Below are 11970 nucleotides of genomic sequence, written 5' to 3' on the forward strand. Positions count from 1 at the left end.
CTTATCCGTATATGGACACCTCCCGTTATGCAAGCCATTCTGCATTTTGTGTGACGGGGGTAAGATGCTGTCGTATATCCGGCCTCTCTTTCGGTACCGTCGTACCCGGCCATGATGTTATCTGCACACCTGGTTCCATTCGGCCTGCCGGCTTTGCTTTCGCAGGGAGCCTTCGGATAAACCGGAGTTTTCAGGTGTCGGTCTTACCTGTTACACATCTGTGCTTAATGACTCTGCAATCTCACGACAGGATTAGACTTTTCTCTCATTCTTCCCGGGCTGTATTACAGCGCGCGATACTCTTCCTCCCGGCTCAGTATCGCCCAGGCTATACGGGCATTTTTGTTCGCCATGGCAACCGTCGCAACATTCCTGTTGCGCCTTTCTGCCACCGACTGAAGCCACTGGCTGCGACGGTCTTCCTTATGACCGCAGGTATTCAGGACCGCACGGGCTCCGTGGATCAGCAGCGTTCGCAGGTAGCTGTCACCCCGCTTACTGATGTGACCCAGCCGGTTTTTCCCGCCGCTCGAGTGCTGCCTGGGCACCAGCCCCAGCCAGGCTGCCATTTCTCGTCCGTTTTTAAACTGCCCTGCATCACCCACTGCTGCAACCAGGGCACTGGCGGTTACCGGGCCGATCCCGTTTATCTCCTGCAGTCGTCTGATACGGACATCTTCCTGCGCCAGTTGCTTAAGGCGTCGGTCGTAACGGTTCAGTCGTTCATCAAGTACCTGAAGTTCTTCTGCTAACTCACACAGCAGACGGATAAAGCGGTTATCCCATTGTTCCTGCTGAGAAAGGATTTCCGGCAGCGCTCTGCGCAGGGCAGACAGGCCGACGGGAAGTACCAGACCGAACTCGCTCAGTATCCCGCGAATTTCATTACTGAGCGCTGTTCTGTCGCGGATCAGGCGGGCACGAACCCGGTGCTCAGCCTGCATGCTCTGCTGTGCTTCAGATTTAAGGGCAACATAGCGCATCCCTGGCCGGCTGACGGCCTCGCAGATCGCTTCGGCATCATTGGCATCATTTTTATTGCCCTTCAGATAAGGTTTAACGAACTGCGGCGGAATAATCCGCACCGTGTGGCCGAGCCGGGTAAGCTCGCGGGCCCAGTAATGCGAGGAGCCGCATGCTTCGATGCCGATAAGGCAGGGTTCGAGGCGGGTGAAAAAAGTGAGCATCTGAGAGCGGCGCAGGGTTTTGCGAAGAACAACACGTTCACAGTGATCAACAGCATNTCCGCACCGTGTGGCCGAGCCGGGTAAGCTCGCGGGCCCAGTAATGCGAGGAGCCGCATGCTTCGATGCCGATAAGGCAGGGTTCGAGGCGGGTGAAAAAAGTGAGCATCTGAGAGCGGCGCAGGGTTTTGCGAAGAACAACACGTTCACAGTGATCAACAGCATGAAGCTGAAAAACCTGCTTTGCGAGATCGAGGCCAATACGTTTAATATTCATGTGGACACCTCCCCCTGGGAACTGAAGTTAACACCTCAGTCTGGCACGATGATGCCGTAAGGTGGGAGGTGTCCATCACATCGGCCTNAAGCTGAAAAACCTGCTTTGCGAGATCGAGGCCAATACGTTTAATATTCATGTGGACACCTCCCCCTGGGAACTGAAGTTAACACCTCAGTCTGGCACGATGATGCCGTAAGGTGGGAGGTGTCCATCACATCGGCCTGCGGGGTAAAAACAGCCACAGCCCTGCCAGCATAATCAGCGCATACAGGCTCTTCCAGCCAACCATTGCCAACAGCAGCAGACACAGTAGACCGCCAATGATCGCCAGCATGCGATAATGCCCTTTCAGTAATCGACATCCCGCCAGCATGCACAGCAAATAAATCATAATAAAGATGCCGTTAGCATAGACGATTAACGCATCGAGATTGATTTTCAGCATATAGATGCACAACGTACTGATCACGCAGCAGCCCAATACGGCGTTTAGCGCATTGCGCGGAAGGTGACGGGGAGACAGACGCGCCAGATGGCTCTCCGGCTTATATTGCGCTTGCGACCAGACCAGCCGGGCGAAGCTTTGAATATAAATGTTGAGACTGGCAAAACAGGCCAGATAACCAATGATGCAGGCGACCCACAGTGCCTGTACGCCAAATAACTGCACGACGATCTCTGGCAGTGAGGCCGCCGCCGCCATTTGCTCACCGTAGGCGCCAAAATGAAGCACGACGACGGTGCATGCCCAATAAACAGAGCCCGCAAGCAGCAGGCCGATCATCAGCGCGCGCGGGAAATCCCGCTCCGGGTTTTTGAATTCAGATGCCAGATGGGCAAACGCTTCAAGGCCAACAAAACACCAGAACATCACCGACAGCGCGGCGAACAGTCCGGGGAGCTCAATCTCGGTTATCGTAGGGAAAGGGATTTCGCCAGGTTTCACATCGCCTGCCCACCAGATGGCGACAATGAGGGCAACAATCAATCCGGCAATGACCGTTTGCAGATTAGCGCTAGAGCTGGCACCGTGGGAGCCGATATACCAAACCAATGCCAGCGTACCGAGCTCTGCCAACAGAAGCTGTTCGTCATGCCAGCCAAACATCGCCTGACCAAATCCGGCGGCAATATGTAATGCCGCAGGCAAGCCGACGGGAATCACCGACAAAAATAGCCATCCGGTGACGCGCTCCAGGCGTGAGCCAAAGGCCATACCAACAAAATGCGCCACGCCACCCGCGCTGGGAAAATGACGACCCAGTACGGCAAAGACAATCGCCACGGGAAAGACTAAAACAATCAGCACCGGCCAGGCCCACAGGCTGTTGTTGCCGGCCACCAGCGCGGCTAGCGCAGGGACGGCGAAAACGCCTGTACCTAGCAATGATGTCGACAACAGGCCAATGCCCTGAGCCAGTCCCAGCTCTTGTTTCAGTCCGCTCATAAGTTGTTATCCGGTTATGCCCATTGACCGGGCTACAGCGCAGATTTTTGATGGTATCACAATCGTATTTGCTTATGACGACGTGACTGAAATCGTTATAAAATGTGATGCGCGTCGGCGTTTTGACGGAATTTTCTGCTGATATAAATTTTTTTTCGCTTGCCCCCTTGAAGGTACAAAGCCCCATCCCCATTTCTCTGGTCACTAGCCGGGAAACCGTTCACGGGCCGGCGTCACCCATAACTGATAAAGACTTTCTCAAAGGAGAGCTATCAATGAGTATTCGTCCGTTACATGATCGTGTGATCGTCAAACGTAAAGAAGTTGAATCTAAATCTGCTGGCGGCATCGTACTGACCGGTTCTGCAGCAGGTAAATCAACTCGTGGCGAAATCATCGCTGTCGGTAAGGGCCGCATCCTGGACAACGGTACCGTACAGCCGCTGGACGTTAAAGTCGGCGATATCGTTATTTTCAACGATGGCTACGGTGTTAAATCTGAGAAGATCGACAATGAAGAAGTGTTGATCATGTCTGAAAGTGACATCCTGGCAATTGTTGAAGCCTAATCCGCGAACGACACTGAACATACGAATTTAAGGGAAAGAGAAAATGGCAGCTAAAGACGTAAAATTCGGTAACGACGCTCGTGTGAAAATGCTGCGCGGCGTAAACGTACTGGCAGATGCAGTGAAAGTTACCCTCGGTCCAAAAGGCCGTAACGTAGTTCTGGATAAATCTTTCGGTGCACCGACCATCACTAAAGATGGTGTTTCCGTAGCCCGTGAAATCGAACTGGAAGACAAGTTCGAAAACATGGGGGCGCAGATGGTGAAAGAAGTTGCCTCTAAAGCGAACGACGCTGCAGGCGACGGTACCACCACCGCAACCGTACTGGCGCAGTCCATCATCACTGAAGGTCTGAAAGCCGTTGCTGCGGGCATGAACCCGATGGATCTGAAACGTGGTATCGACAAAGCTGTCGCTGCTGCCGTTGAAGAACTGAAAGCACTGTCCGTACCGTGCTCTGACTCTAAAGCTATTGCTCAGGTTGGTACTATCTCCGCTAACTCCGACGAAACCGTAGGTAAACTGATCGCTGAAGCGATGGACAAAGTCGGTAAAGAAGGCGTGATCACCGTTGAAGACGGTACCGGTCTGCAGGACGAACTGGACGTGGTTGAAGGTATGCAGTTCGACCGTGGTTACCTGTCTCCTTACTTCATCAACAAGCCGGAAACTGGCGCAGTAGAACTGGAAAGCCCGTTCATCCTGCTGGCTGACAAGAAAATCTCCAACATCCGCGAAATGCTGCCGGTGCTGGAAGCAGTAGCAAAAGCCGGTAAACCACTGCTGATCATCGCTGAAGATGTTGAAGGCGAAGCGCTGGCAACTCTGGTTGTTAACACCATGCGCGGTATCGTGAAAGTCGCGGCGGTTAAAGCGCCTGGCTTCGGCGACCGTCGTAAAGCGATGCTGCAGGATATCGCTACCCTGACCGGTGGTACCGTTATCTCTGAAGAGATCGGTATGGAGCTGGAAAAAGCAACTCTGGAAGATCTGGGTCAGGCGAAACGCGTTGTTATCAACAAAGACACCACCACCATCATTGATGGCGTGGGTGACGAAGCTGCAATCCAGGGTCGCGTGACTCAGATTCGTCAGCAGATCGAAGAAGCAACTTCCGACTACGACCGTGAAAAACTGCAGGAGCGCGTAGCGAAACTGGCAGGCGGCGTTGCGGTTATCAAAGTTGGTGCTGCGACTGAAGTTGAAATGAAAGAGAAGAAAGCCCGCGTTGAAGATGCCCTGCACGCGACCCGTGCTGCGGTAGAAGAAGGCGTGGTGGCTGGTGGTGGTGTTGCGCTGATTCGTGTAGCGTCTAAGATTGCCGGTCTGAAAGGTCAGAACGAAGACCAGAACGTAGGTATCAAAGTTGCGCTGCGCGCAATGGAATCTCCGCTGCGTCAAATCGTACTGAACTGCGGCGAAGAACCGTCTGTAGTGGCTAACACCGTGAAAGCGGGTGACGGTAACTACGGTTACAACGCTGCAACTGAAGAATACGGTAACATGATCGACATGGGTATCCTGGATCCAACCAAAGTAACGCGTTCAGCTCTGCAGTACGCGGCTTCTGTTGCGGGTCTGATGATCACCACCGAGTGCATGGTTACTGACCTGCCGAAAGGCGATGCGCCTGACTTAGGTGCTGCTGGTGGTATGGGCGGCATGGGTGGAATGGGCGGCATGATGTAATTTAATCTTCATACTTCAAGCCGCAGGTTCATTGGCTGCGTTCGTTCACCCCAGTCACTTACTCATGTAAGCATCTGGGGATTCATGAACTTGCCGCCTGCCTGCAACTTGATTTATTTGATTAAATACGTATCTCGCGAAAAATGAGAAACCCTCGGGCAGAAATGTCCGGGGGTTTTTCTTTTGGTCATCTTTTTAGTATATGATTCAGCTACGGACATAACGTCCAGCTCATTGATTATGGGGAATGACATGCACGTGAAATATTTAGCAGGGATCGTTGGTGCCGCGCTACTGATGGCGGGTTGTAGCTCCAGCAACGAACTGAGTTCAGCCGGGCAAAGCGTACGCTTCGTCGAAGAGAAGCCTGGCGCAGAGTGTCAACTGATTGGCACTGCAACCGGTACGCAAAGCAACTGGCTTTCTGGCCAGCACGGCGAAGAGGGTGGCTCTATGCGTGGCGCAGCAAACGATCTGCGTAACCAGGCCGCGGCAATGGGTGGTAACGTGATTTATGGCGTCAGCAGCCCATCACAGGGAATGCTGTCCAGCTTTGTTCCTACTGCCAGTGAAATGACCGGACAGGTTTATAAGTGCCCAAATTGATAAATGCTGTTGATGCCTGATGGCGACGCTAAATGTCTTATCAGGCCTACGATACAAATTCGTCGGCCTGATAAGCGCAGAAACATCAGGCATTTTGAGCGTTATGCGCAGACTGAGCGCGTAAATGATGCAGCGCGCGCAGGCACTGATCCTGATTGAGCTTTTGCGCCTTATCACCCGTCAACGTTCTGACAAACACCTGGCACGGTACACCAGCAAGCTTTTTCAGCCGTGGGCTGAAATCGAGAAGACGGCGAGTAATGGCTTCGGCCTCTTTGCTGCCGGAAGGGGCGCGAGTTTTTACTACCGAACCACAGAACTGGGCTTTTCCTTGATCATCTGTATAGCGGTAAATAATCGCCAGATAATGATTAAACAGGCTTTGTTTCCATTCGGGGTGCGTATAAGAGTCGTATTCCAGATTGTCGTTTGCCTGGCAATCAACATCGTACAGCGGCAGGAAATCCAGCAGCGATGTAATTCGTAGCGCTAATTCCCGCATGCCAGCATTATTTATTGCATGAATAACAGCATGGACCAGCACCCGAATCTGTAGTTCATTAATCAGTAATTCACACGTTTGTCCATCATGCAGTGTCAGAGAAAATGTTAAGTTTTCGCCTTTGTCATCCACTAACATCAGCGAATTTATGCGACGATTAATGTCGGCATTTTTTAGCTCATCTTCCTGAATCAAAGGAATATTTTCGTGCATCTTTTGGCTGACTTTATCGCATTCCTTCTCATATTGCGCATGCTCTTCTTCGCTAAGCTGATGTTTAGCGGATAGCCTGCTTTCCAGGGCGATAAGCAGGTCTCTTAGCCCAAGCGGAGAAAGAAAAAATAACGACGTTTTATTCCTTGGTTCTTTTATCTTTAATGCTAAAGCAATAAATTCATTATTTTGACGAATAACACCGGTATTAATGCCCTTAATACTTATAACCATAAAAGGTTCTCCCTAACCATATATTTATTAATATTATGAATTTGGTTCTAATGATACAAATTATGAATTAATGATTTTATAGCGCTAATTAAAATAGCACAGATTAAAAGCGTGGCTCCACTTGTGAGGATTTAAATAATAAGTAATCGTGGTGAGTGTCCGGAATCGGACACTCAATAATGGTTATTGTTGGCGTAGTTGCAGATCCAATGGCGTTTTACTTGGCTCACCGCCAATTTCACGCGCCAGTTTGGGAACCATATAGCCGGAAACCAACGTCAGCAGTTCACGCATAATGTGACGTGCCTCATCGTCGCTGACCATAAAGTGGGCGGCACCTTGCACTTTGTCCAGTACGTGCAGGTAATAGGGCATCACCCCCGCATCAAACAGGGCGTTGCTCAGGTTCGCCAGCGTTTGTGCGTTATCGTTCACGCCACGCAGCAAAACGCTTTGGTTGAGTAGCGTGACGCCAGCGGTACGCAGTCGGACCATCGCCTGGTGAAACGCCTCATCGACCTCATTGGCGTGGTTAATGTGGTTGACCAGCAGAACCTGCAGGGAGGAACGCGCAAAGCGCTGGGCCAGTCCTTCAGTAATGCGCGCGGGGATCACAATCGGCAAACGGCTGTGAATGCGCAAACGCTTAATGTGCGGGATGGCTTCCAGTTGCGTGAGTAACCAGTCCAGTTCATGGTCCTTGGCCATTAGCGGATCACCACCGGAGAAGATAATTTCATCCAGCTCAGGATGCGCGCTAATGTAGTCCAGGGCGACCTGCCAGTTGCGCTTATTGCCCTGGTTTTCGGCATACGGGAAGTGTCGGCGGAAGCAATAGCGGCAATTTACCGCGCAACCGCCTTTAACCAACAACAGCGCCCGGTTGCGATATTTATGCAGCAAACCGGGGACCACGCTGTGCTGTTCTTCCAGCGGATCGGTCGAGTAGCCAGGTGCAGCAACAAACTCTTCCTGGGAAGTAAGTACCTGACGCAAAAGCGGATCGTCCGGATTGCCTTTTTCCATACGAGCAATAAAGGCGCGCGGTACGCGCAGGGCGAAAAGTCGTCTCGCGTCGCGTCCGGCCAACAGTTTTTCATCTGCGTCTATATTCAAAAGATGCAGAAGTTCATCAGGATCGGTCACAACATCGGCAAGTTGCGATAACCAATCTTCTCTGGATGGGGTATTTAGGGTTACAATATGCGCCATTTTGTGGCTTAGCTACCAGTTAACAATTTTCAGAGGGCCTTATGGCAACGTACTATAGCAACGATTTTCGTGCTGGTCTTAAAATCATGTTGGACGGCGAACCTTATGCGGTTGAAGCCAGCGAATTCGTTAAACCAGGTAAAGGCCAGGCATTTGCGCGCGTTAAGCTGCGTCGCCTGCTGACCGGTACTCGCGTAGAGAAAACCTTCAAGTCTACCGATTCCGCTGAAGGCGCAGACGTAGCCGACATGAACCTGACCTTCCTGTATAGCGACGGTGAGTTCTGGCACTTTATGAATAACACCACTTTCGAACAGCTGGCTGCAGACGAGAAAGCGGTAGGCGATAACGCTAAATGGCTGCTGGACCAGGCTGAATGCATCGTGACCCTGTGGAACGGTCAGCCGATCTCCGTGACTCCGCCAAACTTCGTTGAGCTGGAAGTCGTTGAAACTGACCCAGGTCTGAAAGGCGATACCGCTGGTACTGGCGGCAAACCGGCTACTCTGTCTACTGGCGCAGTCGTTAAAGTTCCGCTGTTCGTACAGATCGGTGAAGTGATCAAAGTGGATACTCGCTCCGGCGAATACGTTTCTCGCGTAAAATAAGATATCTATTTGATCTTATGGCGCAGGTTGCTGCGCCATACTTTTTCCAGGGCAGGAATGATGAAACGTCTTCTCAGTCTTGTAATGCTCATCCTTTTCACCAGCACTCTCCTGGCGGGGTGTAATACCGCGCGCGGCTTCGGTGAAGACATCAAACATCTTGGCAATTCAATCTCTCACGCCGCCAGCTAACACTCTCTCATAGTCTTAAAAACGGTTGTTTATCCATCACACTTGCGGATCTTGTCTATTATTAATGAGCTATACACAAACAATATTGGCTAGAAAAGGAAGACGTTATGGTTAAAAAGACAATTGCTGCGATCTTTTCTGTGTTGGTTCTTTCTTCAGTGTTGACTGCGTGCAATACCACGAAAGGTGTTGGGCAGGATATCTCTGAGGGCGGTAGCGCAATCTCTGGTGCAGCGACAAAAGCTCAACAATAATCATGAACGGTACGACGTCACGTCGTACCGTTAATTCCCCTTCCCGGGGAGTGAGAGAAACGGCGAGAAGCGGTTCCCCATGTGCAGTTTCATGCGGATATTCCGTTTATAGGTGTAGACCGTCTTGCCATGAATGCTGAGTGCGGCGGCTATCGCATTGTTACTCACACCATCCATCCACATCGACAATACTTTCTCCTCCTGCGGCGTAAGCAGCGGAGTCGCGTTTTCGGCTATTTCTAACGTGGGACGAAGCTGTAGCGCCTCCTGAATCGTGTGTGAGAGCGCGTTCAACGTGGTGTGCTTGGTTAAGACCGAATGGGCGACGGATTGAGAGGAAGCAATTGAGGCGTGCTGTCTTTCAACTGATTGCAGTAAAATCAGCGGGATGACGCCGCAGCTCATGAAAAAGGGTTTAATTGGCGGACTGGTATGCGTCTCGCTAATAAAACTGTATAAATCCGCGATCACCAGATGCGGCTTCCACTGCAAAATATGCTCTTTTGCTAACAGGAGATTATTGATCCCTGACACAAGAAATGAGGAGCTGAACCTGCCAGAATGATTAAGCAAGGCCTCAATCCCTGTGCGGGTAAAGTGGCACCGGTCAATCACTAAAATTTTAAGCATAACCTTTTCGCATTCAGAAGAGAGGCAATCGACTTTCCGGATTCAGAAAGCCCTTCATCATAGAGAACTCCGATGAGTGCCAAATGCGGGAACTACGCCGCTAATTATGCTTAATTCTTGCTTTTAGCGGGCAGCGAATAAAAAGGTTGAAATTCATTTTCTCTCGGGCAAAAATGCCATTTCACACATCAGCTTTGCAGGACGACCTGCAAACGCTTCTTTCACCGGGGACGGCCCCATTGTTCTGGAGCCTGATATGTCCTGGATCGTTTTATTAATTGCAGGTCTGCTCGAAGTTGTCTGGGCGATTGGCCTGAAATATACCCACGGTTTTACGCGTTTGACGCCAAGCATTATCACTATTGTGGCAATGATCGTCAGTATCGCCATGCTCTCCTGGGCAATGCGTACGTTGCCTGTAGGAACCGCCTATGCCGTATGGACCGGTATCGGCGCAGTCGGGGCGGCCATTACAGGGATTCTGCTGCTGGGTGAATCTGCCAGCCCGGCGCGGTTACTGAGCCTCGGGCTGATTGTGGCCGGTATTATTGGCCTCAAGCTGAGCACCCACTAAGCGCCAGGCTGTTTTACCCAAATCAGCTTATTCACCTCAAACCCTTCCCGGGTCGCGATGGCCAGCATTTGCTGTTTCATTTCATCTGAAATAGTAGGGGTCCGTGAAAGGATCCACAGGTAGTCGCGATCCGGCCCGCAAACCAGCGCGTGACGATATTCCCTGTCGAGGGCAATCACGTTATACCCGCCATAGAAGGGGCCAAAAAACGAGACCTTGAGCGCAGCGCGGTTTGGGTCGCCAGTGAAGTAGGCTTTCCCCTCCGTTTTCTGCCACATTCCTCTGTCCGGGTTATAGCCCTTGTTAATAACATTGATACCGCCGTCGTCGCGCAGGCTGTAGGTAGCAGTCACTTTTTCCAGTCCGCGCTCGAATCGATGGTCGAAACGCGCAATTTCATACCAGGTGCCCAGATAGCGTGTGGCATCAAAGTTATTTACTACGGTAACACCTTTCGGTGGTGTTGGGGTGCTGCAAGCGACAACCAGAAATGCAGCCGTAACTGCAGCAACGACGGGCAGAATGCGCATGGGATTTTCCTTGCTGGATTTTTGTTAAGTGTAGATGACAGCAGGAAAAAAAGAGAAAGAAAGGAAGCCCAATATCCAGGGCCTCCTTGTCCGTTACTGCAGTTTTTCAAGAATGCGCCAGGCGGCCTCGACGCGAACAGGGTTTGGGTAGCTCTTGTTTGCCAGCATCACGATGCCAAGGTTTTTTTCTGGAACGAAAGCAACGTAGCTGCCGAATCCGCCAGTGGAGCCCGTTTTATGCACCCATGAGGCTTTCACGGCAGGCGCGGGCGGGTTTACCTCAACGGCAGGAAGCGCTGCCAGTGCCACTTTGCTGTCGCTACCGCTAATTATCGAGTCGGCTTTCACCGGCCAGTTCAGCATCTCCCAACCCAGGCCCTGGTACATATCGCCAATACGCCAGTAACGTGACTGCGCAAGCTCGATGCCCTGCTGGAGCGTTTTCTCCTGAACCTGGCTGGCGTCCATGTTGGCCTGAACCCAACGGGTCATATCGATAACGCTCGATTTCACCCCGTATGCTTCGGCATCAAGTTGGCCAGGGGATACATGCACTGGCTTTCCTTCGCGATAACCCCAGGCATAATCTTTTTGTTCGCTCTGCGGAACCGTAATCCAGGTATGCGCCAGTTTTAAGGGGTGCAGGACGCGTTTGGTCATCGCCTCTTCGTAGCTCATGCCTGAGGGTTTCACCGCCAGGGCGCCAAACAGACCAATGCTGGAGTTAGCATAAAGACGTTTAGCGCCTGGGGCCCATTGCGGCTGCCAGTTTTGATAAAAGCGTAGTAACGCGGCTTTATCCGTAACGTCGTCCGGAACCTGAAGCGGCAGGCCGCCTGCCGTGTAGGTGGCTAAGTGCAGCAGGCTGATACCCTGCCACTGCTTACCAGTCAGTTCAGGCCAGTAATGCGTGACCGGATCGCTGAGCTTAATTTCGCCGCGGGCGATAGCATCGCCGCCCAGCACGCCGTTGAACGTTTTACTGACCGATCCGAGTTCAAACAGCGTTTGTTGAGTGACTGGACGGTTATTGGCGATATCGGCTTTACCCCAGGTAAAGTAATAAGGTTTCCCCTGATAGATAATCGCAACGGCCATACCCGGAATAGCCTGCTCCTGCATCAGCGGTGTGATGGTGCGGTTAACGATATCGGCAATTTGTTGTTCTGTTTTTGCGGCGGCAAACGTGGAGAACGAAGCTGTCAGCAGCAGCGCGCAGCATATCGATTTTTTCATCATGAAATC

At 51.6% G+C, this 11970-nt stretch carries 14 protein-coding genes and 1 pseudogene; 7 read left to right on the forward strand and 8 right to left on the reverse strand.

All coding sequences use genetic code 11. The annotated features are described in order from the left end of the window. Positions 1-284 precede the first annotated feature (284 nt). From B9P82_RS10060 to yjeH, 3 genes and pseudogenes are all read right to left on the reverse strand, one after another. The gene (locus B9P82_RS10060; protein WP_101700377.1) at positions 285-1289 is read right to left on the reverse strand and encodes an IS110 family RNA-guided transposase; all 1005 of its coding nucleotides are present in this window, start codon (positions 1287-1289) and stop codon (positions 285-287) included. Beyond that, positions 1246-1600 (reverse strand): annotated as a pseudogene (locus B9P82_RS29390) (hypothetical protein); the annotation flags it as partial. The gene B9P82_RS10060 and the pseudogene B9P82_RS29390, both read right to left, overlap by 44 nt. A 75-nt stretch (positions 1601-1675) precedes the next feature. Then, positions 1676-2911, reverse strand: a complete 1236-nt coding sequence (gene yjeH / locus B9P82_RS10070) for an L-methionine/branched-chain amino acid transporter (RefSeq protein ID WP_101700299.1) — start codon at positions 2909-2911, stop codon at positions 1676-1678. A 275-nt stretch (positions 2912-3186) separates the two neighbouring features. On the opposite strand from yjeH, the gene B9P82_RS10075 reads away from it, so the two are divergent. The 3 genes from B9P82_RS10075 (at position 3187) to B9P82_RS10090 (ending at position 5776) form a co-directional block, all read left to right on the forward strand. After that, the gene (locus B9P82_RS10075) at positions 3187-3480 is read left to right on the forward strand and encodes a co-chaperone GroES (protein ID WP_000027827.1); all 294 of its coding nucleotides are present in this window, start codon (positions 3187-3189) and stop codon (positions 3478-3480) included. 43 nt (positions 3481-3523) lie between these two features. Beyond that, positions 3524-5170 (forward strand): chaperonin GroEL, encoded by a 1647-nt coding sequence (gene groL / locus B9P82_RS10080; RefSeq protein ID WP_003025464.1) that lies wholly within the window; start codon positions 3524-3526, stop codon positions 5168-5170. A gap of 252 nt (positions 5171-5422) precedes the next feature. Further along, positions 5423-5776, forward strand: a complete 354-nt coding sequence (locus tag B9P82_RS10090; protein ID WP_016151391.1) for a DUF4156 domain-containing protein — start codon at positions 5423-5425, stop codon at positions 5774-5776. Positions 5777-5861: 85 nt separating this feature from the next. On the opposite strand, the gene yjeJ is transcribed toward B9P82_RS10090, so the two are convergent. Both yjeJ and epmB read right to left on the reverse strand, forming a co-directional pair. After that, entirely contained in the window at positions 5862-6725 is an 864-nt protein-coding gene (gene yjeJ / locus B9P82_RS10095) for a YjeJ family protein (RefSeq protein WP_101700300.1), read from the reverse strand. 183 nt (positions 6726-6908) lie between these two features. Further along, a complete protein-coding gene (epmB, locus tag B9P82_RS10100) occupies positions 6909-7937 on the reverse strand; it encodes an EF-P beta-lysylation protein EpmB (RefSeq protein ID WP_016155496.1) in 1029 nt (342 codons plus the stop codon). A gap of 41 nt (positions 7938-7978) precedes the next feature. Here epmB and efp point away from each other — a divergent pair, with 41 nt between their 5' ends. The 3 genes from efp to ecnB all read left to right on the forward strand — a co-directional run bounded on the left by efp (position 7979) and on the right by ecnB (position 8991). After that, entirely contained in the window at positions 7979-8545 is a 567-nt protein-coding gene (efp, locus tag B9P82_RS10105; protein ID WP_003025478.1) for an elongation factor P, read from the forward strand. A 57-nt stretch (positions 8546-8602) separates the two neighbouring features. Next, positions 8603-8737 carry a lipoprotein antitoxin entericidin A gene (gene ecnA / locus B9P82_RS10110; RefSeq protein WP_016151394.1) on the forward strand — a complete coding sequence of 45 codons (135 nt, stop codon included), beginning with the start codon at positions 8603-8605 and terminating at the stop codon, positions 8735-8737. Positions 8738-8844: 107 nt separating this feature from the next. Beyond that, positions 8845-8991: a lipoprotein toxin entericidin B gene (ecnB, locus tag B9P82_RS10115; RefSeq protein WP_016151395.1), complete on the forward strand. Its 147-nt coding sequence runs from the start codon at positions 8845-8847 to the stop codon at positions 8989-8991. 30 nt (positions 8992-9021) lie between these two features. On the opposite strand, the gene B9P82_RS10120 is transcribed toward ecnB, so the two are convergent. Continuing rightward, positions 9022-9621 (reverse strand): LuxR C-terminal-related transcriptional regulator, encoded by a 600-nt coding sequence (locus tag B9P82_RS10120; RefSeq protein ID WP_016155497.1) that lies wholly within the window; start codon positions 9619-9621, stop codon positions 9022-9024. Positions 9622-9877: 256 nt separating this feature from the next. Here B9P82_RS10120 and sugE point away from each other — a divergent pair, with 256 nt between their 5' ends. Beyond that, a complete protein-coding gene (sugE, locus tag B9P82_RS10125; protein WP_016151397.1) occupies positions 9878-10195 on the forward strand; it encodes a quaternary ammonium compound efflux SMR transporter SugE in 318 nt (105 codons plus the stop codon). Here sugE and B9P82_RS10130 read toward each other — a convergent pair. Next, positions 10192-10725 carry a lipocalin family protein gene (locus tag B9P82_RS10130; protein WP_016151398.1) on the reverse strand — a complete coding sequence of 178 codons (534 nt, stop codon included), beginning with the start codon at positions 10723-10725 and terminating at the stop codon, positions 10192-10194. The two genes, sugE and B9P82_RS10130, sit on opposite strands and share 4 nt — an antisense overlap. A 93-nt stretch (positions 10726-10818) precedes the next feature. Next, the gene (locus B9P82_RS10135) at positions 10819-11964 is read right to left on the reverse strand and encodes a class C beta-lactamase CMY-101 (protein WP_016155498.1); all 1146 of its coding nucleotides are present in this window, start codon (positions 11962-11964) and stop codon (positions 10819-10821) included. Positions 11965-11970: the final 6 nt, after the last annotated feature.

The organism is Citrobacter sp. L55 (assembly GCF_002850715.1).
Classification (GTDB): Bacteria; Pseudomonadota; Gammaproteobacteria; order Enterobacterales; family Enterobacteriaceae; genus Citrobacter; species Citrobacter braakii.